Annotated in this window: 19 protein-coding genes and 1 pseudogene; 5 read left to right on the forward strand and 15 right to left on the reverse strand. The window is 50.1% G+C overall.

The genetic code is table 11. The annotated features are described in order from the left end of the window. Positions 1-10: 10 nt before the first annotated feature. The 3 genes from HMPREF6485_RS07210 to HMPREF6485_RS07220 all read right to left on the reverse strand — a co-directional run bounded on the left by HMPREF6485_RS07210 (position 11) and on the right by HMPREF6485_RS07220 (position 6,109). Positions 11-4,366 carry an acyl-CoA dehydratase activase-related protein gene (locus HMPREF6485_RS07210; protein ID WP_004345685.1) on the reverse strand — a complete coding sequence of 1,452 codons (4,356 nt, stop codon included), beginning with the start codon at positions 4,364-4,366 and terminating at the stop codon, positions 11-13. Between the two features lie 224 nt (positions 4,367-4,590). After that, positions 4,591-5,292, reverse strand: coding sequence for a DUF421 domain-containing protein (locus HMPREF6485_RS07215; RefSeq protein ID WP_004345686.1), 702 nt, complete (start codon positions 5,290-5,292; stop codon positions 4,591-4,593). 34 nt (positions 5,293-5,326) lie between these two features. Further along, positions 5,327-6,109 (reverse strand): DUF481 domain-containing protein, encoded by a 783-nt coding sequence (locus HMPREF6485_RS07220; protein ID WP_004340420.1) that lies wholly within the window; start codon positions 6,107-6,109, stop codon positions 5,327-5,329. Between the two features lie 561 nt (positions 6,110-6,670). Here HMPREF6485_RS07220 and HMPREF6485_RS07225 point away from each other — a divergent pair. Further along, positions 6,671-7,978, forward strand: a complete 1,308-nt coding sequence (locus HMPREF6485_RS07225) for an inositol-3-phosphate synthase (protein ID WP_044125921.1) — start codon at positions 6,671-6,673, stop codon at positions 7,976-7,978. Positions 7,979-8,185: 207 nt separating this feature from the next. On the opposite strand, the pseudogene HMPREF6485_RS07230 reads toward HMPREF6485_RS07225, so the two are convergent. The 4 genes and pseudogenes from HMPREF6485_RS07230 to HMPREF6485_RS07245 form a co-directional block, all read right to left on the reverse strand. Next, positions 8,186-9,047: pseudogene (locus HMPREF6485_RS07230) on the reverse strand (phosphatase PAP2 family protein). Positions 9,048-9,098: 51 nt separating this feature from the next. Further along, positions 9,099-9,764 carry a CDP-alcohol phosphatidyltransferase family protein gene (locus HMPREF6485_RS07235; protein WP_007412075.1) on the reverse strand — a complete coding sequence of 222 codons (666 nt, stop codon included), beginning with the start codon at positions 9,762-9,764 and terminating at the stop codon, positions 9,099-9,101. A 12-nt stretch (positions 9,765-9,776) separates the two neighbouring features. Next, positions 9,777-10,229, reverse strand: a complete 453-nt coding sequence (locus HMPREF6485_RS07240; RefSeq protein ID WP_004345695.1) for a GtrA family protein — start codon at positions 10,227-10,229, stop codon at positions 9,777-9,779. Then, positions 10,217-10,735, reverse strand: coding sequence for a phosphatidylglycerophosphatase A family protein (locus tag HMPREF6485_RS07245; protein WP_004345696.1), 519 nt, complete (start codon positions 10,733-10,735; stop codon positions 10,217-10,219). Before HMPREF6485_RS07245 ends, HMPREF6485_RS07240 begins: the two co-directional genes overlap by 13 nt. A gap of 147 nt (positions 10,736-10,882) precedes the next feature. On the opposite strand from HMPREF6485_RS07245, the gene HMPREF6485_RS07250 reads away from it, so the two are divergent. Further along, a complete protein-coding gene (locus HMPREF6485_RS07250) occupies positions 10,883-13,414 on the forward strand; it encodes a DUF5686 family protein (protein WP_004345698.1) in 2,532 nt (843 codons plus the stop codon). Between the two features lie 999 nt (positions 13,415-14,413). On the opposite strand, the gene HMPREF6485_RS07260 is transcribed toward HMPREF6485_RS07250, so the two are convergent. Beyond that, positions 14,414-15,061, reverse strand: coding sequence for a DUF4230 domain-containing protein (locus tag HMPREF6485_RS07260; RefSeq protein ID WP_004345699.1), 648 nt, complete (start codon positions 15,059-15,061; stop codon positions 14,414-14,416). Next, a complete protein-coding gene (locus tag HMPREF6485_RS07265) occupies positions 15,045-15,722 on the reverse strand; it encodes a DUF4230 domain-containing protein (RefSeq protein WP_004345700.1) in 678 nt (225 codons plus the stop codon). Before HMPREF6485_RS07265 ends, HMPREF6485_RS07260 begins: the two co-directional genes overlap by 17 nt. A 348-nt stretch (positions 15,723-16,070) precedes the next feature. Between HMPREF6485_RS07265 and HMPREF6485_RS07270 the strand changes: the two genes are divergently transcribed. Then, the gene (locus HMPREF6485_RS07270; RefSeq protein WP_044125926.1) at positions 16,071-16,682 is read left to right on the forward strand and encodes a DUF4738 domain-containing protein; all 612 of its coding nucleotides are present in this window, start codon (positions 16,071-16,073) and stop codon (positions 16,680-16,682) included. Positions 16,683-16,974: 292 nt separating this feature from the next. Here HMPREF6485_RS07270 and HMPREF6485_RS07275 read toward each other — a convergent pair whose 3' ends face one another. Genes HMPREF6485_RS07275 through HMPREF6485_RS07285 form a run of 3 tightly spaced genes read right to left on the reverse strand, consistent with a single transcriptional unit; the run spans position 16,975 to position 18,542 of the window. Beyond that, on the reverse strand, positions 16,975-17,355 hold the full coding sequence (locus HMPREF6485_RS07275) for a hypothetical protein (protein WP_004345705.1): 381 nt from the start codon (positions 17,353-17,355) through the stop codon (positions 16,975-16,977). 4 nt (positions 17,356-17,359) lie between these two features. Next, positions 17,360-17,836: a 6,7-dimethyl-8-ribityllumazine synthase gene (gene ribH, locus HMPREF6485_RS07280; RefSeq protein WP_004340462.1), complete on the reverse strand. Its 477-nt coding sequence runs from the start codon at positions 17,834-17,836 to the stop codon at positions 17,360-17,362. 4 nt (positions 17,837-17,840) lie between these two features. Beyond that, on the reverse strand, positions 17,841-18,542 hold the full coding sequence (locus HMPREF6485_RS07285) for a tetratricopeptide repeat protein (RefSeq protein ID WP_044125928.1): 702 nt from the start codon (positions 18,540-18,542) through the stop codon (positions 17,841-17,843). A gap of 141 nt (positions 18,543-18,683) precedes the next feature. On the opposite strand from HMPREF6485_RS07285, the gene recF reads away from it, so the two are divergent. Both recF and HMPREF6485_RS07295 read left to right on the forward strand, forming a co-directional pair. Next, positions 18,684-19,802 (forward strand): DNA replication/repair protein RecF, encoded by a 1,119-nt coding sequence (recF, locus tag HMPREF6485_RS07290; RefSeq protein ID WP_004345707.1) that lies wholly within the window; start codon positions 18,684-18,686, stop codon positions 19,800-19,802. Further along, positions 19,795-20,085: a DUF721 domain-containing protein gene (locus HMPREF6485_RS07295; protein ID WP_004340466.1), complete on the forward strand. Its 291-nt coding sequence runs from the start codon at positions 19,795-19,797 to the stop codon at positions 20,083-20,085. Before recF ends, HMPREF6485_RS07295 begins: the two co-directional genes overlap by 8 nt. 23 nt (positions 20,086-20,108) lie before the next feature. Here the strand turns inward: HMPREF6485_RS07295 and HMPREF6485_RS07300 are convergent, their stop codons facing one another. Genes HMPREF6485_RS07300 through HMPREF6485_RS07310 form a run of 3 tightly spaced genes read right to left on the reverse strand, consistent with a single transcriptional unit; the run spans position 20,109 to position 22,792 of the window. After that, positions 20,109-20,639, reverse strand: coding sequence for a 5-formyltetrahydrofolate cyclo-ligase (locus HMPREF6485_RS07300; RefSeq protein WP_004345708.1), 531 nt, complete (start codon positions 20,637-20,639; stop codon positions 20,109-20,111). Beyond that, the gene (locus HMPREF6485_RS07305) at positions 20,632-22,359 is read right to left on the reverse strand and encodes a S41 family peptidase (protein WP_004345709.1); all 1,728 of its coding nucleotides are present in this window, start codon (positions 22,357-22,359) and stop codon (positions 20,632-20,634) included. The genes HMPREF6485_RS07300 and HMPREF6485_RS07305 overlap by 8 nt, the downstream gene beginning before the upstream one ends. After that, positions 22,346-22,792, reverse strand: a complete 447-nt coding sequence (locus HMPREF6485_RS07310; RefSeq protein ID WP_004340469.1) for a deoxycytidylate deaminase — start codon at positions 22,790-22,792, stop codon at positions 22,346-22,348. Before HMPREF6485_RS07310 ends, HMPREF6485_RS07305 begins: the two co-directional genes overlap by 14 nt.

Below are 22,792 nucleotides of genomic sequence, written 5' to 3' on the forward strand. Positions count from 1 at the left end.
ATTTTTTTGCTTATACTGCTATGGAGTCTAAAAAAAGTAGCAGTCGGTTGGTGACATTTACCGCACTCACTCCCGAATCGAAGTCCAACGACACAAGGTTGAGCTCGGGAAACTTTTCGTGTAATCGCTTTTCGATGCCTTTCGACACCACGTGGTTGGCGATGCACCCGAAAGGTTGCAGGGATATGACATTGGTGATGCCGTCCCGCAGATAGCCTATGATGTCGGCCGGCAGGAGCCAGCCTTCTCCAAATTGTGCTGCCAGCGACACGATGCCGTCCACTTCCTTGGCATCGTCATAGATGTTGGAGAACGGGCGGAAGTAGCGGAACTTCCCGGCGGCTTTGTTGATTCGTCTGATTCTTGTGCCGATGAGGGTCTGATAGGCACCTCTGACAACGAAGTCGGGAACGTGCGAGCAGCTCAGTCGCAGGTGTTTCTGTACTTCCACATTGACAAATTCTTGCAGGAAGAAGGGGGCCAACAGGGGAGGAACTACCTCTATGCCTTTGGAGATGATGTATTTTTCAAGAAACTGGTGTGAGAACGGGTTGAATTTTAAGAATATCTCTCCCACAATGCCCACCTGCGGTATCTCTTTGTCGGTGGCTGCGTTGTTAAATTCTTCAGCGGCCTGCGCTATCAGTCTCACCAGCCCCTTTGCGTCGTTGCGCAAGATGGGGCCGTCAACGGCTTCCATGTATTTGTTGCGCAAGGCAAGGGCCAGGCCCGGTTGTCGTTCTCTGACGATAGTGGCATGGTACATCTCCGATATGGCATCACCGTAGAGGATGGCTGTGACGATGATGTTGGAGTATTTCAACCAAGGCACCTTGAATCCTTCCTGCTCGTTTCCCTCTCCGGCTGTAGCCGTCACGCCGAGTGTGAGCAAAGGCACTTCCCGGAATCCGTTGGCCACCATTGCCCGCTTGATGAGTCCGGCATAGCTGGTGGCCCGGCATTGGCCTCCCGTCTGGCTCATCACCACGGCCGTGTTGTTCAAGTCATACTTTCCGCTTTGCAGGGCTTTGATGATGTCGCCGATGATGAGCGTGGCCGGATAGCATATTTCGTTGTTGGCATATTTCAAACCGAGTTCCGCACTCTTCTCGTCGCTCATGGGAAGCACTTCCACATCGTAGCCGATGAGTTTCAACACCGGGTGGATGATGGGCGTGAGGTATTCCGTCATGTAGGGGGCGAGTATTTTGCGCCCGGCATCCCGAGTACGGAAAGTCCGGGTCTGTTCAAGTCTTGCCGTTTCCTGCCTTTGAGCGGTCCTCATCTTGTTGTTGAGGCTTTCCACAAGCGAGCGCACACGCAGTTTCAAACTGCCTATGTTGCTCACGTCGTCTATCTTCAGCAGTGTGAAAGGTTTGCTGTGTCTTTGCAGGATGTCCCTCACCTCATCTTGGATGAAAGCGTCGGGGCCGCACCCGAACGAGGTCATTTCCACAAAATGCAGCCGGTCGTCTTGGTCGGCCGCCCATTGTCCGCTTTTGATAATGCGATTCATGAACGCCCATTGCTTCACGAGATAGGTGTCTCCGGCACTTGTTTCCGTGTTTCCCCTTACGATGTCGTCGCTAATCACATCTACGCCCAGTGAGGCAATCATTTCCGACAGTTTGTGTTGTATGAGTGGATCGGTGTGGTAGGGCCTTCCCGCCAGCAGGAGTGTCAGCCGTCCCGCTTTTCGTCCGCTCTCGTATATGTCTTCTGCTTTTTGTCTGATTTGCCGTGCAAACTCATTCTGTGCCATGAGGGCTTGGGCAAGAGCTTCTTTGGCCTTCTTTTCCTTTACGCCCAGTGTCTTCAGGTAATCCACAATCTGCCTGCCCAACAGCCGTTGGTTGGCAAAGTTGATGACCGGCGTGTCGAGCGGTTTGTCAAGTGTCATGGCACTTTTGATGACATCCGAGTAGCCCGACACGATGGGGCAGTTGAATGAGTTGAGTGTCCGTTTCGCGTCATCGTTGCGTTCATACACCACGTAGGGCATGAGAATCCTCGACACCTGCGGATTGCCGTTCAGTTCGGCTATATGGGCATGTACGAGCTTGGCCGGGAAGCAGATATTATCAGACATCACCGAATTTAAGGCTTCTTCGTAGCGGAAAAAGGTGGATTCGGATGACAGTTGCACGGTAAACCCGGATGCCGTGAGCAGTTTGTTCCAAAAAGGGTAGTCCTCATACATGTTCAGCACGCGCGGCAGCCCGATAGTTTGCGGTTGTTTAGTGGCTGCGTTTCCCGACTCCGGGTCATCCGGTAGGGTGGGGCGGTCAAACAGCAGACGGTATTTGTAGGTGTAGATGTTTTCTCCCTTGATGTCATGCCCGCCTTTGTTATTATACACCCGTTCGCACTTGTTGCCCGAGTAGAACTTGTTGCCCCCGGCAAACGTGTATCTCGATACGAGGCAGTGGTTTTCGCAGCCTTTGCACTGCATCTGCCGAGTCTCAAACGAGGCCACGGCCAGCAGTTCATCAATGGTGCGCCCACTCTTTTGTTCTTCTTGTTGGTCCTGTCCGTTTATGATTCCTGTCAGGCTGTGCAGGGCACAACCATAGGCCCCCATCAGTTCTGGCATGTTGCTGCGTGCCACTTCATTGCCCGTGAGCAGTTCGAAAGCCCTCACCACCGCATCGTTGCGCATGGTGCCTCCCTGCACGACTATTTTCTTGCCCAGGCTGTCGTTGCCATGTAGTTTCAGCACTTTGTAGAGACAGTTTTTGACTACCGAATAGGCTATGCCGGCCGAGATGTCGGCCACGGTGGCTCCTTCGCGCAACACTTGTTTCACTTTTGAGTTCATGAACACCGTGCAGCGTGTGCCCAAGTCGCAAGGTGCGCCGGCCGTACATGCCAGTCGGGCGAAGTCGGCCACCTGATAGCCTAAGTTGTTGGCAAAAGTTTGGATGAATGTTCCGCATCCCGACGAACAGGCTTCGTTCAGTTCCATTCTCACCACAGCCCCGTTTTCCACGAATATGGCCTTCATGTCTTGTCCGCCGATATCGAGAATGAATGAGACATCGGGCATCAGCGAAGCCGCCGCCCTATAGTGGGCCATCGTCTCGATGATGCCCTCATCGAGGTTGAAGGCAGTCTTGATGAGTTCCTCGCCATAGCCCGTGGTGCAGGCCCCGACCACTTCGAGTTCGGCCCCGGCGTGTGAAGCCTCCTCCTGTAGGGCTTTCAGGCCGTCTTTCACCGCCCCAATCGGGTTGCCCAGATTGAGCCGGTAGTTGGTAAACACGATATCGGGTACCGGTACGTCTTTCCTGTTTTCGGAGGGATTCGGCTTGGAAGAAGGCACCCTTACAGCGACAATCTTGGTTGTCGTCGATCCCGAGTCAATGCCGATGACCACCCGTTGCCTGCCCTTGTCGAAGTGACAAACCGCTGTGGCAAAGTGTTTTTTGACATTAAGCCACTGCCGGTGCTCTTCTTCGTGCTTGAAGAGGGGTGGCAGGTTGGAGGTAAAGACGGTGGCATCCGCTTCTTTGTGTCGGGCACGTTGGATGAGTTCACCCAGTCTGACGGGGGCTTTTCCTTCTTTCGCCCACTTGTCTTGGTTCTCTCCACTCTTGATGGCGCAGCCTATCGCCGGAATGAGGTTGCTCCTTTCCGACACGATGAAGTCTTTGTCACTCAGGTGCAGGTAGTCGGCGAAGGCTTTTCGTAGTGCCGGAAGAAATGTCAGCGGCCCGCCACACAGCAGAATGGGTGTTCCGAAGTCGCAGCCATGACTCAGCGTAACGATGGTCTGCACGGCTATGGAGTGGAAGATGCTGGCCGCGATGTCTTCTTCCGGAAGGTTTCGGGACATGAGATTTTGGATGTCGGTTTTGGCAAACACTCCGCAGCGGGCGGCCATCGGATAGAGGTGTTTGGCTTTCAGTGCCTTGACACTCATCTCTTGGTTATCGATGCCCATGAGCACACTCATCTGGTCAAGAAAGGCTCCGGTGCCTCCGGCGCAGTTGCCGTTCATCCGCAGTTCCATGTTGCGCCCGTTGAAGAAGACCACCTTTGCGTCTTCGCCACCGATGTCAATGAGTTCCTTGGCCTCTGGGTGCATGGTCTTGGCATAGACAGAGGCCGCCACCACCTCCTGCACGAAGTCGGCCCGAAGCGTCTCAGCCGTACTCATGCCCACAGAGCCTGTCACGCATATCGACACCTCGGCATCGCCAATAAGCCTGAAAAGCTCTTGGAAATAGTCGTCTACCAGTTGGCTGACATGTGCGTTGTGGCGTTCGTATCTCGAATGAATGATGTTGTTTGTTCCGTCAAGGACGGCCATCTTGGCAGTCGTGCTGCCAACGTCAAGGCCTATCCTATATATGTGCCTGTCCATACATCTCTGAATTGTATGATGCAAAATTACAACTAAATTGCGAGAATGAAAAATATTCCCGACTAATTTAACGTGTGTCCGACAATTTCAAAATATGGAAAGCAGGGAGCACTGCCTACGAAACTGATGGCGATGTTTGATAACTGATTTGCATTCTCAACCCACTGTGGTCTCTATGTCTCAAAATCGCTTGCAGTTTTTCTGGTAGAATACTTGTCGTAAGATTAAGAAATGGAAAACATTTTCAATTCTTTTTTATTGTCCTGATTATAAGGGACAAGTTTGATCTGACCGCTTTCGTATTCGGCTAAAAATATCTCAGAGGCGGAATTATATCCTGCTTTTTGCAGCTCTTTCAGCAACCATTCTTCTGTTTTGTCGACATCTTCAAGCACGCTGCTCTGAATAATGCCATCGGTGATGATGGGATATTTCGGGTTTTCTTCACCTGTAAGTACAATGATAAGTTCGCCATTCTGTTCGAATACGGCTCTCTTCACGTCCCTTATATGATATACTCCCTCTCTACGCAGTTTGAAGGCTATTTCATTTGCCGTGATTTTGGTCTTTTTGCAGGCCTCTATATCTATTTTTCCATGGTTAATGATAATAATAGGTGTTCCGTCTACAAATCTTCTGAAAGCGTGGCTTTTAGTTTTTAGCTTACGCAGTCCGATGATGAGGAAAGCCCAGATGGCCAGAACTATGGCGAAATGGAAAATGGTGACGGAAGGGCTATAGATGACTCCACCGATAATGCCGCCCAATACATAATTCTGCACCTGATCCATGGCTGAGCTGGGAGCAAGATTACCTTTGCCGGATCTGTTGATGATCAAGACAAGTGAAAGCAGTCCCAAAAGCAATTTTAGAAAAACATTCAGATAGAAAATCTCTTCGGATTCGAAATAAGAAATAACAGACATGTAAAATATGTGGTGGTAAATAATTTGTCTTTTGTTAGAACGAAAGGTCGATGCCCGCATCGACGGTATTATAATCTTTTCTTACGGGTACAATAGGGGAAGTGTCGTAGATGAGACGATAGGTTCCGCGTATTCCGATCGTAGGCGTGATATTGTATTTGAGATCAACGGCTCCTCCGAAACGGGCTTTCTTAAAATAACTGTCGGGCTTTGCCTGATGGATGGCAGTAGTTGTAAGAGCCCAGTGATCGCCCAATCGATGTCTAAAGCTGACTGACAGATGGCTTTTGACACTACGGCTATAGGCGTATGGTTCTGCAATGTTGTCGGTAGATGGGTTTTCCCACTTTTCGAACTCGAAGAACACCCCGACTGTAGCAAACATGAGACAGTTTTCGCTGTTCACTAACCGATAACGTGATTGCAAACCGGTGGAAATTTTATAGGTCATCCCTCTACTTCCTGCCCATTGCGATTCAACATAAGGATAGACTTCGAAGGCATGATGCAACAAATAGCGGTATTCGGCGTGTACGTATCCTCCACTTACGGTTATTTTTTTACCATAAGTTGAAAATTCGAGTTTGTTGATCAGGTTTATCACTCGGTTGTGTTTTATCAACAGATTGAGATTGGCGGTGTTTTTGAGGGTGAGCACATTCTCCTTTTCGGTCTTGAAATCCAGTACAGGTAAGAGCGAACCCTGTATGGTTTTGGTGCTGTCTATGTCCATAGTGAGATTCTCGGAAAAGAGCATTTGCGAATACATCGGAAACGGGGCCGACAATATCAACAGTATGTAAAGTAATCGTCTCATTGTTTATTTATCAATCATTTGTTAATTAAAGCACAAAGGGAATATGGTCTTTGTTAATGTCTCACACTTTATAAATGCTGCAAAGATAATTGAAATGTTTTACTTTACCAAGTCTAAATTCTGAAAATATTACCAAGCAGCAATGTTTACGATGCAAGAACTCTGCCAACGGGCAAGTGTAATATCCGAATAAGATGTTGCGTGCACAATAAGTTGACAGTTTACTAAAACTGTTCCGGGCTTGGTGCGAGGCTGTCGAACGCCCCGTGCATGGCCCGTGAACCACTTGTGCAAGAGCTTTGCACGGGGCGTGCAGAGCCCTTGCACCGGGCCGGGGGGGCGCTCAACGCTTTTCTCATCGAGGCCGGAATTGCCGTTAATATCAGTCTCACAGTCGTTTCATTGTTACGGAGGGGCAAGCTGGCGGTGTTCCTTTAGCGAAGGCAATTCTACCAAACGGTGTATTTAAAACTAAAAAACACTAAAAGGTTTTGTGCTTTTACATTTATTGACTATATTTGCCTGCAGATTTATGACTCTGAAAAACTTAATGAGAAGTTTATGGAACGAACAAACGTGAAGCCCGCTGAGGGCAAGTTGGGAATTATGGTCGTGGGCTGTGGTGCTGTTGCCACGACTTTCATGACAGGTGTATTGATGGCCCGCAAGGGACTGGCCAAACCCGTGGGTTCGATGACACAGTATGACAAGATACGGGTGGGCAAAGGTGACAACAAGAAGTATTTGTCCTATGCTGACATTGTGCCGTTGGCCAAACTGGACGATATCGTTTTCGGCACATGGGATGTTTATCCCCAAAACGCCTATCAGGCAGCGATGTATGCAGAGGTGCTGCAAGAGAAAGACATCAACCCCGTGCGTGACGAACTGGAGAAAATCGTGCCTCTCAAGGCCGCTTTCGACAAGAATTATGCCAAGCGCCTTGACGGTGACAACGTGAAAGACTGCAAGACGCGTTGGGAAATGGTGGAGGAACTGCGCCGGGATATGCGTCGGTTTAAGGAGGAAAACGGCTGCGCGCGCATCGTGGTCATCTGGGCGGCTTCCACGGAAATTTATGTGCCCGTAGACGAGCGGGTGCATGGTACGCTGGCTGCGCTTGAGGCTGCCATGAAGGCCGACGACCGCGAGCATGTGGCTCCGTCGATGTGCTATGCATACGCGGCTCTGAAAGAGGGTGCTCCCTTCATCATGGGTGCCCCCAACACCACAGTCGACATTCCGGCTATGTGGGAACTGGCCGAACAAACCCGTATGCCCATTTCCGGCAAAGACTTCAAGACGGGGCAGACACTGGTCAAGTCGGGTTTTGCGCCCATCATCGGCACCCGCTGTCTGGGGCTGAACGGTTGGTTCTCTACCAACATCCTCGGCAACCGTGACGGACTGGTGCTCGATGAGCCGGCCAACTTCCACACCAAGGAGGTGAGCAAGCTCTCTACGCTCGAAACCATCTTGAAGAAAGAGGACCAGCCCGACCTGTATGGGGACATCTATCACAAGGTGCGCATCAATTACTATCCGCCCCGCAACGACAACAAGGAGGGTTGGGACAATATTGACATTTTCGGATGGATGGGCTATCCCATGCAAATCAAGATCAACTTCCTTTGCCGTGACTCCATTCTTGCCGCTCCGTTGTTGCTTGACCTCACGTTGCTTAGCGACCTTGCGGCGCGTGCCGGCCGTTATGGCATACAGCGGTTCCTGAGTTTCTTCCTCAAGAGTCCGATGCACGACTACACGCAGGGCGAGGAGCCGGTGAACAATCTCTATCAGCAATACACGATGCTCAAGAATGCGATTCGTGAGATGGGAGGCTATGAGCCCGATGAAGAGATAGATTGATGGTTGGAAGCCGGCAGTACGGCTTTCAACGACGGTATATATACGAAAGAAACCCTTTCGCTCGTGCCCCATTTGTCGGGGTCATGAGAGAGCGAAAGGGTTTCTTTTGCATTTTTTGGGGGCGGTTCTCGGGAATGGAGAAAGTCCGCTAAAGTGTCGGGAAGGGGAGATATGTGTGGCGTGGCCTGCCCGTCTGACAGTGTCTTTTTAGTGGTGTCTTGTCACGAATCGATAGGCCCATTCCCACAGACAGACTCCTGCGAGGGCTGTCAAGATGCCGAGCAGGACATCGATGATGTAATGGTGACCCGTGTAGACGGCTGTCCACCAGATGCCGACACAGATGAAAGCCGCCCCCCCCCGTCACATATCGGCGCTGCCGGCTCATGGCTGCATAGATGGTGGTGACGAGCATGTAGGCTGCATGTAGGCTGGGCACGGCGGCAAATACATTGGCATTTTTGCCATATAGAGCGTGGAAGACGGGCAGACCGGTCATGGCATCCCAACGGCCGAGGCCGGCCACGTTGCCGGGCGTGTGAAGAATGGGGGTGAAACCGTAGTGCATGGCATACCAAGGTGGGGCGGCCGGATGGATGTAGTAGCCTACGAAACCGAGCCAGTTGACGAGCAGGAAGGCCCATGAGAAACGCAAGAACCAACGCCGCCGGCGCGTGGCATAGAGGTAAATGGCAAACCCGATGGGCACGGGCACCCAACAGAGGTAGAAGATGCCGGCCATGAAGTCAGCTGCCGGTGTGTGGTGGATGGCGAAATATTCGCTTGGGATGAGTGCCCTGTCGCGCACGATGGCAGCTGCCGACCTTGGGCAAGCGACTTCCAACTGCTGTCTCCAAGTGGTCGGGTCGGTTTCTATGCCAAAGAAGTGCTTTTCTGTGGTATAGAGACTGCTCACATCAATGGCGTTGACTTGGTAGTTGGGGTAGAGACGCATGGCATCGTAGGTCACGGCAAAGAGCACCCACGGGAGAAAGAAAACAGCCGGCCGACGGGTCTTCCTCCATGCCAGCATGAGGGCGAAAACAAAGATGAGGTATAATGATGTCATGTCGGTTATCCTTTGATGGGGACGGATTGTCGGGCCGGTGTTGGATGTCTCCTATCGGTCTTTCAATTCCTTATGGCAATGGGCCACGCGCCAAAAGGCTGTGATGTTGGCCAAAATGGCGATGACTGTCATGCCGCCGGCAAGCCACCACAGATTTTCCGTGAGCCCGGCAAGGATGGCTACAAAAGCCGTTACCACCACACGCTCGGGCCGTTGCATGAGTCCCACCTTGCATTCTATGCCGAGCCCTTCGGCCCGGGCCCTCACATAGCTCACCATGACCGACCCGATCATGGCTGCAAAGGTGGTTATTCCCATCCAAAACCAACCGGCCTGAATGAATATCAGGCAGATACCGAAGAGACTGATGAGTTCGCTGTAGCGGTCGAGTGTGGAGTCCCATAGGGCCCCGAAAGTGCTCGACATGTTGCCCAGGCGTGCCAACCGACCGTCTATCATGTCGAACAAGCCGGCAAAGAGTATCACGGCACCGCCCCAACCCAGCAGTTGGAAAGCCGCCATGGTGTTGTCGGAGGCATTGATGGCCTCGTCGTTGAACTGCATGGCACTCTTGACAAAAAGGGCCGCTGCTACGATGTTGCCCACAAAACCGATAAAAGTTATGATGTTGGGGGTAAGTCCCACCTTGATCATGGCTTTGATGAGGGGATTGATTACCCAATAAATGACTTTCTGAAGGAAATCTCGATAATTCATATCTGACAATTATTAGTATTCGTTGTTTGTGCCATTCCGGGGCAAAGGCGGGTGTTGGAGGGGATCTTTTTCCTTGAAAACAAATTTGCGTTGGGCCGGATAATTGATGAATATGGCCACGAGAAGGGCCATCAGACACTTCACAATGATGAAGTAGCGTGCCCCCACATGGTTGGTGATGAGGTTGGTTCCGCCCCCATTGAGCGTCAGACTGACGACCCAGACGAGAAAATAACGCCAGGCCACCTGCTTCTTTTTACGGTTGCTTTGTCTGAAGACATAGCGGTAGTTGATGCAACAGTTGGTCACACCGCCACTGAACACCCCGATAAGATTGGCCCAGACATAGCTTAGCACGTTCAGATCGGTCAGCCCGATGGCCAGTCCGAAATCGACAATTCCGGCCATTGATGCGCTCATTTCCGCTTTGCTGAGCAACCATAGCTCATGTTTCAGATGACCCATCCCGGAATGTTGCCAATGATTGATAACACGATAAGCGCATAGAGTCCGCCGAGCAAGTCATCGGCAATCACCCAAAAAGCACCGGTCTTCCGGTCGAGTCGCTTGATGCCCAAAGGTTTCACAATGTCGAAGAATCTGAACAGCACAAGTGCGGCCAGTGCCATCCATATCCGGTTTTCAATCTCAAAGAAAGGGGCGGCCAGCAAGGCAGTCCATTGTCCCACCATCTCGTCGACCACCACCCGAGAAGGGTCTTCGCCCCATATCGGCATCAACTTGGCGGTGGCCCAAACACCCAGCACACTGAAAAGGAGGATGAGGGCCACGGTGAAAGCCTCAAGCACCGCGATGGGGACCACATAGGCCAAGCCCACCCAGATGATGCCGGCCAACACGGAACCGGCCGTTCCGGGGCCCCAAGGCCAAAAACCGCTGCCGAAACCGGTGCCTATTATCACGGGGAGGAGCGGTGCCTTTTGGTCAGAAATGTTTCCTTTGTTGTTCATTTGCTCTGCAAAAATAATAGAAAAAACGTGAATATCCAAAAAGTTTTCCTGCTTTTCACAATATTATATATAACTTTGCACCCGTTTTTATAGTGATAGAATAAGGTAAAATAGAGAGTTTTGAAAATCAGAATCAGCATACTTCTCATGTTGCTTTCCCTCTGTTTGTCGGTGAAAGCACAAATCAACGGTCGTGTGGTGGATGCCAATGGCTATGCCATTCCTTATGCCAGTGTGGCGTATAAAGGCCATCAGGTGGCTGTTTCGAGTGATGTGGAGGGCCGTTTCACGATAGAGCGCCACAACGGGTGGGTGCTCACCATCAGCAGTTTGGGGTTCAAGTCGCAGGCACTCAAGGTGGACAATGACACGAAGAACCTTGAAATCAAACTCAAGGAGGACAGTCATAAGCTTGATGAGGTGGTGGTGAAATCGCGTCGGGGCAAGTATTCGCGCAAAGACAATCCGGCCGTGGAGCTGATGCGCCGTGTGATAGCGGCCAAAAAGAAGACAGATCTGCAGAACCACGACTACTACCAGTATGACAAATACCAGAAACTGACGATGGCTGTCAACGACATCAAGCCTGAGCAGTTGGAGAACGGCTTTTTCAAGAAGCGCCAGTACCTCATTGACCAAGTGGAGGTGTCGCCCTACAACAACAAACTCACACTCCCGCTCTCGGTAGACGAAACCGTGACCCAGCATCTCTATCGCAAGAATCCGCACAAGGAGCGCGACATCATCAAAGGCCAACAGAGCACGGGTATTGGAAACATCTTGCAGACGGGCGATGTGATCAACACTACTTTGAAGGAACTGTTCACCGATGTAGACATCTACGACGACCACGTCCGGTTGCTTCAATATCCCTTTCCGTCACCGATAGGCAGGACAGCCATATCGTTTTATCATTTTTACATCGAAGACACGGTCTATGTGGACCGTGACTTGTGTTACCATTTGCAGTTTATTCCCGCCAACTCCCAGGACTTCGGCTTCCGTGGCGAACTCTATGTGCTGGCCGACTCGTCGCTCCACGTGAAGCGATGCAACCTCTTCATGCCCCACAACTCCGATGTGAACTGGGTGGACAACATGAAGATAGAACAGGAATATACCAAGCTTGACAACGGCGAGTGGGTGCTTACCAAAGACGACATGGTGGCCGAACTCTCCATCACGAACTATCTCTCCAAGTTGCTTGTGGTGCGCAACACGCGGCTGAGCGACTATCAGTTTGCCGAAATATCCCATCAGCTGCTGCGGGGCAAGGCTCTTGTCAAGCACGATGCCGAGGCTATGAACCGCGACGAGAGTTTCTGGAAAGACTATCGGTCGGTGGATTTGACCAAGAGCGAGTCGTCGATGAATCAGTTTATCCACCGGCTTGAGAACTCCAAGGGATGGAAATGGATTATCGTCAGCGTGCGGGCACTGATGGAAAACTATGTGGAGACGGGCAGGAAAGACGCAAAGAGCAAGTTCGACTTTGGTCCCATCAACACCTTCCTTTCCAAAAACTATGTCGACGGCATACGCTTGCGGTTGGCCGGGCGCACCATGGCTGCCCTCAATCCGCATTTCTTTTGGAACGGTTATGGAGCGTACGGCACCGACTCCAAGCGTTGGTACTACGGCAGTGAGTTTACCTATTCATTCAACAAGAAGAAGAGTTCGTCTTTTGAGTTTCCGCAACGCAACATCATCTTTGAGAGCAGCAAAGACGTGATGTCGCCTTCCGACAAGAATCTGCTTCACAACAAGGATAATATCTTCATGACATTCCGCGCCTCGACACAGAAAGAGATGTATCTCTTCAACCGCCAGAAGCTGTCGTTTGTCTATGAAACCGACTGGGGATTCTCGTTCAGGGCAGGTGTCAAAACCGAGAGCAACGAGACTGTGGGCGACCTGCACTATTGGCTCGGGCCGTCGACAGCCAATATGAAACGCATCGCCAACGGGCGCGTCGTGGGGCGGGAGGTCAAGAAAATCCGCATGTCGGAGGTTTCACTGGGATTCAAATATCATCCCGGTGTGACATACGTCAACACCAAACAGCAGCGTTTGCCCATCAATCTCGATTCTCCCGAGTTTTGGGTTGTACACCGTGCGGGATTCAAACATTTCCTCGGTGGGCAGTACAACAGCAACATCACCGAACTTGGTTTCTACAAGCGTCAGTGGCTGGGCAGTTGGGGATATGTGGACATTCATGCCAAGGGGGAGGCGCAATGGAACAAGGTGCCCTTCCCGCTGCTTGTCCTTCCCCCCATCAACTTGAGCTATTTTGAGCATGAGAACACCTTCAACCTCATGCGCGATTGGGAATTTCTCAACGACCGTCAGCTGTTCTGGGCTGTGTGTTGGGATATGAACGGTAAACTGCTCAACCGCATTCCACTTGTCAAGCGGCTTAAATGGCGCGAATATTTTGCCCTCAAAGGCATGATGGGTACGCTTACTTCCAAGAACAATCCCGACTACGACGACAACCTTTTCCGCTTCCCCACCGGAGCACACCGCATGGACGGCCAGCCCTACTGGGAGGCTGTGGCAGGTGTGCACAACATTTTTAAATTCTTCTCTATGGAATATGTGCGCCGCTTATCCTATCTCCACAATGAGAAAATTGACAAGTGGGGCATCCGCTTTGGCTTTGACATGACTTTCTGACCTAGCCGGTATCGGCTTCAAGCCGGTGTGACAGATAGAGCGAGAGGCCATCAGCCACATTCCAAAGAACTATGCGTGCAAACGATTGCAAGGCGTTTGCACGCATTTTTTCTTCTTTTTGGTATCAACGAGGGAGATTCGTCGTATCTTTGCATCATCGAAGTGAAAGATATATACTTATTGTCGATTAAACATATACGAAGAGGTAAAAGTTAAGGTAGAGATTGTTTTTCGTGTCAATGGGTATCAGTCGAAGAGGTAGGAAGATTGTTGGAAGGTTGATAGAATAGTGAGAACAGATTAGGGTATTTAAGTGTTTGATAGTTTTGTAGTTTGTGTTTTAGTAGATTGATTGTTAGAATCAGAAAGTTTAGAAAGAAAAATAATTAGTTTTTGTTGATTTAGTGAGTTCAAAATCCTCAGGCGCAGTGGTTGCGACTGAGGGTTTTATTTTATGAGTCCATTGTTCGGTGGGAGAGTCTTCTTGCTTTGGGGGCTATTTTGATAGGGTTACGTTTCGTCCGGCTTTCTCTATATTTGCATTCACTGATGGCATAACTCTTGTGTCTTTCGCCTTCAGACTTTGGGCAATCGTTTGCACATGGAGATGATTTGTATGTTGTCTTGAATGTAAGAAAAAATCTTTGTCGATTTGCATTTTGGTCGTTTATTCACTATCTTTGCATTGGCAAGGGAAGCATGTAGGTGCTTCCCTTTTTTTAGCCCCTCCCCCCTGAAGGTGGCATTTCCCTGTCGTGGAGTGTTGTTTGGCCCAAGTGGCCTTGTCAAATGGCCTCTTTCACATTTTCGTTCGGCCCGAACGAGCTTCTGAGTGTGCCCGTTTTGCAATGTCGGTCGGGTTTGGTGGGAAAATTGATGGGCCCGATGGGGCTAATAAGGCAAATGGGATAAGATGGACAGAAGGGCGGGGATATATTGCGTGTAAGGCTTTTTCAAAAGTTTTAATGGTTCGTGCTATACTGTCCGTGTAGGGCGCATTCAATGTGGTCGTGCCTTGACAGTTTCGCCGCTAAAATCTATTTTCACCTTCTCGTGTCCCATCGAATTGAGCAAACGGGTAAACTGTTCTTGGGCATTGACCTGGGCTGTGGCGATGTTGGCAGCGGTGAGGCAGCGTGCCTTCATTCGCTCGTATGCCCTGTTGTAAAGGGTTTCTCGGTCGGCATCGCTCCAAGAGCCGCTCTCGTAAAATGATTGGGTGCGTGCTTCATCAATGAAGTCTTGGTCGAGAAGTTTCACCTGGGGGAGCGTGCAACGCAGCGTGTCCCCGTCTTCGGAGAGCCAATGGGGGCCCAGTTCGTGCAGATTGACGCCCAACCGGAGCGTTCCGTAGTAGATGCGGACGAGTTCGCTGTCGCCGAAGAAACCGTGCTTGACAGTGTCGATGAGTTCTTCGGTGTTGACGGAGAGGAACTCCCATTCGCCGATTTGCTCAATGGCTGTGATTTGAGTGGGGCTAAGACTTATCTTGTCATCCTTGCTGATAGTCAGTCGGTTGTCTTTGTTGAAATAATAGAGGGCCGTCATACCGGCTATGACAACAAGGATGATGGCCACCAGTGCGATGCCCACGGCCCCTGTCACGTTTTTCACAAAGCGTTGAAGATTATTATTGTGCTTTTCCATATTCGGTGGAATTGATGTTTAGGAAACTCTTGATTTCGCTTGGCGTGAACTCTTTACGGAAAGTCACAGTGATGTCTTTGTCCTCATATCCCATCTGTTCTATCAAGGGGATGAGCGTGTTGGCGGCACTTTGGCGGGCTTGCTCCATAATGTCCATGCGAGCGATGTCATTGATGATGGCCTGACGGCCCTGCTGCTCATAGTTAGCCAGTTCCTCGTCAGTGAAGTTGCTGCGGGTGAGAGCCACATATTGCTTCACGTCCTTGTGGTCTATCTTCGTAGAAGTGAGATCCACCTTAGGGTCTGGGAGGGTGATTTCTATCTTTTTGCCTTGTCTGCGTACATTCTTTTCGGAGAATCCCGTGAAGTCGATATAGGTCTTGAGCGTGGCATCCATAGGGATGGCCACCTTTCTTTTGCCGGCCGGCAGATTGATGCTGAAATCCTTTTTGAAAAACGAGCCGTTGAGCTGCAGCTTGTCGTCGTGGGTCACGATCTTGTGTATTCTGAATTCGGAGGTGTACAGTTTGGAGCATTTCTGTATCTGCATCACCAGCAGCGGAATGGTGTCGATGTCTTCCGGCCCGTCTGGAGTTTTTCCCTTGCTGCACGACAGGAGCAGGACAGCAAGGAGAGCTGTATGGATGGCTATTCTTTTCATACGGAAATGAACTTTCGTTATGTGCGCAAAGATAATAAAAAAATGTCAAAGTCTTAGTTTGGAGCCATTATTTTTAGGTTGTCCGTTAAACTTTATGCCTTCCGATACGTCATGTAGTTATAATGGTCAAGAGATGCACTAATGTGCGAAAATGAATAGTGGTACAAGGATTGAACATCGGTGATATTATGTGAAAATCCGATAGGTTGATTGAGAAGGTATTCAGGTGAAGGCACCGGCTATGAATTTAGCCGGTGTCTTTTTGTCTGTTCCGCTTTTTTTATTAACTTTGCAAACATGTTTACCTGTGGCAAGTCCTTGCTGCAAATCGTTATATGGCAATTACGTATGAAAAAGATTCTTATAATAGGTGTGGCCGTCATGATGTCAATGGCCTTTTCTTCGTGCAAGAAAGAGAAAAAGAGTACGGACATCATTACGACGAAGCCGGTGGTCAAAGCTCCCAAGAAAACACAACAGATGAGCAATTATGTGCAGATGCGTGAGGTGTCGTGGTTGGGGGCGACCTACCAAGTGGAGGTGAAGCGCATGTCGGATGCCACGCTCGATGTTGTGGCATTGGAGGATGGCAGCAAGTATTTCGACAACAAGATTTCGGTGCGCATCTTGCGAAAAGACGGTTCGGAGTTCTTCAAACGTGTTTTCACTAAGGCTGATTTTTTGTCTTACATTGATTCCGGCACTAAGAAACACGGTGCCTTACTGGGCATTGTCTATGTCAAAGCAGAGGGCGACTGGCTCTTCTTTGCAGCCAGTGTCGGTTCTCCCGATGTCACGAGCGATGAGTATATTCCTATGGTACTGAAGATTTCCCGCATGGGGGCTGTCAGCATCAGTAAGGATACGCAGTTGGACAGTGCACCGTCTGCAACGGCTTCCGGACAGGAGGAGGGCGGAAGTGAGCCTATGGATGACGAAGACGGGGAGGATGGAGTTTAGCGGTTGGGCATCGCCCGGCTGCCGAGCCAACCGTTGAGCCTGCTTTTGTATCTACCGGTGGAGAAGCAGATTGGCTACCTGTAATACCGGTAAACTGGGTTCCGGACATGTCCGGGTGTGGTCGAAACTTCTGTCCAAGGGCCTGTTTGAGAAGTGTAATCGACGAGATAGAGGAGTGGAATAAGCGGAATGAAACAATAAAAGGCGGGAAAACCGGATTCGGTTTTCCCGCCTTTATGTATGATTTTATCCTATACGAATCTTAGGAAGGCTGTGTGATGGTACTGGAGGTTTATCTTCTCAGTTTCCTGTATTCGTCATCGAAACTCTTGGGATGGTGTCCAATAAAGAGTACGTTGAGTAGACAGTTGGCCGCGATCTCGTTATCGCTGAGGTCGACCCCTTTCTCTTTCTTGATATCTTTGCCCAAAAGTAACTCCCATGCTGCATCAAAGTTGCTGTCATCGGCACCGACAAACATTTCGCCTGAGCCCGAATCTTTTCTCAACTCATATTTAATGACTTGTTTGTTAATTGCCGGTTTCATGTCACAGAGAATGTTGAATGCTTTCTCATAAACCTCACGGTGAAGCGGGGCATTGGGAAACATGTCGGTCACTTCCGGGAAGATTTCTTCAAATTCGAAGGCTTGCAAAAATTGATAGAGCTTCATTTCATTAGAATTTAGCCATCTTAATGGCGACGACGGCACACTCATCACCCTTATTGCCAAATTTTCCGCCACAGCGATCCAATGCCTGTTGCAGGTCGTTGGTGGTGAGCAAACCGTAGATCACGGGGATTTCCTGTGTGGCGTTAAGCCGGGCTATGCCGTAGGTCACCCCCTCACAGATATAATCAAAGTGCGGGGTCTCGCCGCGAATGACACTGCCAAGGATAATTACAGCATCGTAACCGCCGTTGAGCACCATTTGACGGGCTCCGTAGATGAGTTCAAAACTGCCCGGGACAGTCTTCACGTGGATGTTCTCGGGAATAGCTCCATGTTTCTTGAGCGTATTCACTGCCCCGTCAAGCAAGGCTCCGGTGACAGTCGGATTCCATTCAGCCACGACGATACCGAAGCACATGTTGCTGGCATCGGGAACCTTGTCGAAGTCGTAGTCGGAAAGATGGTGGAGTGCTGTAGCCATTATGTCAATTTACTGAAGCTCTTTCGATATACTTGTCAATCTCCTGACTCTGTACGAGCATGGAGGCAACGTATTTTTGCTTGATGTCTTGGTAAATCTTCAAGGCCTCGTCTTTTTTGCCTTGGCTTTCCAATATCTCTCCGGCTTTCAGCAGGAATGTGGGCGAAAGACTGTTATTGGTGCCGTTTTTGGCCTTGCTGTCTGCCTTCTGGGCGGCCTCCTTGAAAGAGGCGACTGCCTTGTCGAGTTGCTTCACATGGGCGTAGGCATCACCTAAAGCTGCTATGGCGGCCGGGCTCACCATTTGGTCTCCGGCGGGAGAGTAGGCGTTGAGGAACCTCACTGCCTCGTCCCACTTGCCGAGATTGGCGTTGCTCAAGCCGGCATAGAGGTTGGCCAGATTGGCTGCGTCGGTGCCGCTGAAGTCACTGGCAATCTTTGCAAATCCCACATATCCGGCACCGTCACCGTTGAGTGCCTTGTCAAACTGCTGGTTGTTGAAGTATTCTTGACCGCGGGCTATGGCGGTGCTGGCTTTGTCTTCGCGCGGGCCTGCGATTTGGGAATTGTAAACGAAGACACCGGCAATGATGACGAAAACGGCCGCTACGGCGATGATGATAGCCTTCTTGTATTTCAAGATGAAGGCTTCGGAAGTGTTGAGGGTTTCAACTTCTTGAGTACCTCTGGATTGTTTGTTTGCCATTATTTTAGATTTTTTATTTATTGCACAATTAAGCGCAGCAAAATTACGTATTTTATCCCATATATTGAAATTTATTTCAGACTTTTTTCGTCTTTTGGGCAAATTCCATTAACTTTGCGAAAAAATCTGAGAGAGCACGATATGGTTTTAAGAAAGTTATCCATTGTCAATTATAAGAATATTCGTGTGACAAACGTTGATCTGTCACCGAAGATGAATTGTCTTATCGGGCATAATGGAGTGGGGAAGACTAACTTTCTGGACGCTGTTTACTATTTGTCTTTTTGCCGTAGTGCTTTCAATCCCGTTGACTCGCAGTTGATTACGCATGGGGAAGATTTTTTTGTGCTTGAAGGGGAATACGACACTGGAGCAGAAGATTCAGAGCAAATATATTGCGGTATGAAACGCGGTACGAAGAAGCATTTCAAACGTAATAAAAAGGAGTATAAGCGCTTGTCCCAGCATATTGGCCTCATCCCATTGGTTTTTGTTTCGCCTTCCGATACGTCGCTGATAGAAGGAGCCAGCGAGGAGCGCCGGCACTTGTTGGATGTCGTCATTGCTCAGTATGACCGCTCTTACATGGAGTCGCTGGCGGCCTACAACAAGGCTTTGCAACAGCGTAATGCCCTCTTGAAGACGGAAGACGGTGAACCTGACGAAACGCTCATGGAGATTTGGGAGGAAGAAATGGCGCGTAACGGGGAACTGATCTATGAGAAACGGAATGATTTCGTGCGGAAACTGATCCCCGTTTTTCAGGATATTTATCAACATATTTCGCAACAGCGCGAGATCGTATCACTCAAATATGTTTCCCATTGTCAGCGTGGTCCGCTGCTGGAGGTCATTCGGCGCGACAGGTTTAAGGACAGGGCGGTGGGCTATTCCCTGCATGGAGTACACCGCGATGACCTTGAGATGCTGATAGACGGCTACCAGCTGAAGAAAGAGGGGAGTCAGGGACAGAACAAAACCTTTGTACTGGCATTGAAACTTGCGCAGTTCAACTTTCTTAAAAACACCACTTCGGGCACGACACCACTGCTTCTGCTTGATGACATTTTCGACAAACTGGATGCCCAACGAGTGGAACAAATTGTCAAACTTGTGTCTGGTGACAATTTCGGACAGATATTTATCACTGACACCAACCGTGATCACCTTGACAAAATACTCCATTCGAGTGCGATGGATTACAAAATATTTGCAGTTGAGAACGGTGAACTGACGGAGAGGGGGGGAGCCGATGTTTAAGCGGGAGGTACAGTCGTTGGACGATGTGTTGCAGAAGTTGTTGCGGCAAGAGGGCTTGGAGACCCCCTTGATGCAGAAGCGGCTCATTGATGCTTGGGGCGAAGTGGCCGGCTCTGTAGTGGAGAAATACACAGGAGACAAGTTTATCAAGAATCAGACACTCTTCGTGAAGATTCTGAATCCGGCCTTGCGGGCCGACTTATCCATGATGAAGCAACGGTTGGTGGACAAGCTCAATGCCAAGGTTGGCAGCCGCCAAATCATTGATATTCGTTTTTACTGATTCTCAATGGCATTCCAACGGGGTCAAAGAACTTCATCCATAGGAATATCTGTAGGCTCTGTGGGAATCGTTTCCACCTTTTGGAAATCGAAACATACACCTATTTTATATGCCTGCGGTACTTGCGTCAAGAAGCGGTCGTAGTAGCCTTTGCCTCTTCCGAGCCTGTCGCCGGAAGATGAGAAAGCCATGCCCGGAACGGCAATGAGGTCTATTGCCTGATAATCGGTGAAGGGGAGGCCTGTCGGTTCCATAATGTGGAAATGGCCTTCTCGCAAGTCTTGTATTCCTTCAAACTTTCTGACAACCATCTTTCCCCCATCAATGACCGTAGGAAGCAGCACTTGTTTCCTCCTCTTTATGAGTTCCAGAATGGCCTTATGGGTGTTCACCTCGTCGGGCAATGAGTAATACATCAACACGGTGTGTGCTGTCTGCATACGCTCATGGGCCAAGAGGCGTCCCATGATAGGCAACGACAATTCGTCCAACTGCTGTTGGGAGAATTGTCGTTTTTTGTTGCGCATCGCTTCTCTCAGTTCACTTTTAAGCATACAGCGTTCTGATTCTTTCGCTCGTTGTGTGCCCCTGTAGTGTGGCTTCGTGTTTGACGAAAGCCGTTTTTTTATTTTTTGAGGTCGGAGTCTTGGGCTCCGGTTTCTTTGGGAAGGCACTGTTGGTTTTGAATACCTCCAAAGTTTTGGTAATCACCGGGTCATTCTGATTGAGATACTGATTCCATGCCTCTTCGTCAAGCATGTTATAGATGATGCGGCTATTGATGTAACGCTCCAACAGCTTGTGCGACTTCATGATCATCAAGTTGCGGCGTTTCAGTCCGTGATTGTCGGCATAAACAGCAAACTGTTCCACCGTGTTTTGCTTCACCAGATAGTCTGCCAGTTTTGCCATCTCCGTGAAGTTGTTCAGTTTCAGTCGGTTGTTGTCCGTATATGTGTAGGCAAACTGAAGAATCAGACCGCTCATGGCCGCCCTCTTATAATAAGAGGTGATGTTGAGCGTGTCTTCCGGTACGAAGATGTCGGGCGTGATGCCTCCTCCACCATACACCACGCGGCCCAATCCCGTGTGATAGGCAGGCCCCGTGTGCTTGATGCTGTCTTGCGAGAAGAACTCGCCATGCTGATAGCGAGTGAGCAAGTCTTGTGCGTAGTCGCTGTCGTCGCCCAGCGTGTAGGGTTTCTGTATACAGCGTCCCGACGGTGTATAGTAGCGGGCCACAGTGAGTCGGATCATGCTATGGTCGGGAAACTCTATCTGCTGTTGCACCAATCCCTTGCCGAAAGAGCGACGCCCGATAATTGTGGCACGGTCGTTGTCCTGCATGGCACCGGCAAATATCTCCGAGGCCGAGGCCGAACCCTCGTTGATGAGCACCACGAGCGGGATGTTTTGATAACTTCCGTTGCCCTTGCTCACATAGTCCTGCCGGGGCGATTTGCGTCCCTGGGTGTAGACGATGAGCTTGTTTTTGGGCAAAAACTCGTTGGCAATCTGCACAGCCGACTGCAAATAACCACCTGTGTTGTCGCGTAAGTCGATGACCAAATTGCTGAATCCTCCTTGCGACAGCTTGGCCAGAGCGATGAGAAGTTCGGGATAGGTGGTTTCGCCAAAGTTCTTGATGCGGATGTATCCCGTGTTTTCGTCGAGCATGTAAGCGGCACTGATGCTCTTTTGTGGAATCTCGCCGCGTGTGACGGTGAATTCCCTGACCTTGGTACTGCCATATCTCACCACGCCCACTTTCACCTTGGTGTCTTTTGGACCCTTCAACCGATGCATGGCTTCCTCATTGGTCACCACCTTTCCCACAAACGGTTTGCCGTCTATCGTCACGATCTTGTCACCGGCCAAGAGACCGGCGCGCTCGGCCGGCCCGTTCTTGATGACATTCTGCACGTGTATGGTGTCTTCGCGAATGGTGAATTCTATGCCCACCCCCGAGAACGAACCTTTGAGGTCGTCGGTGGCCGTCTGCACATCCTTGGCACTGATATAGACGGAGTGCGGGTCGAGTTCGGCCAGAATTTGCGGGATAGCTTTGTCCACGAGCGAGTCGATGTTCACCTCGTCTACATACTGGTCGTCGATGATGTGCAGCAGGTTGTTGAGCCTGTTGCTGCCCGAATTGATGATGTTGAGCCTATTGCCGGAGAAGTGGTTGGTGAAAAACGAACCGATGCCGATGCCGATGACCACGCAAAGGGCCAACAGCATGGGCATATATCTGTTTGACTTATTCTGACTCATTGTCGTTGGGATTTAGATAAATTACTTCTATGTTTGCTCTCTTGAGCAGGTTGATGCCGTCTTCCAGCCGGTATTTCTCACCATAAACCACTCGTTTGATGCCCGCCTGAATGATGAGTTTAGCACACTCGATACAGGGCGAGGCTGTCACGTAGAGCGTAGAACCGTCGCTGTTATTCGAACTTCGCGCCAGTTTGGTGATGGCATTGGCTTCAGCGTGTAGCACGTAGGGCTTGGTGATATGGTTTTCGTCTTCACATACGTTCTCGAATCCGCTCGGCGTACCGTTATATCCGTCGCTGATGATCATCTTGTCCTTCACCACCAGCGCACCCACTTTGCGCCGCTCGCAGTAGCTGTTTTCCGACCAGATGCAGGCCATGCGCAGATAGCGCAAATCCAGTTTGTGTTGTTTTTCCTCTCGTGTTGTCAT

The sequence above is a fragment of the Segatella buccae ATCC 33574 genome (assembly GCF_000184945.1).
GTDB lineage: Bacteria > Bacteroidota > Bacteroidia > Bacteroidales > Bacteroidaceae > Prevotella > Prevotella buccae.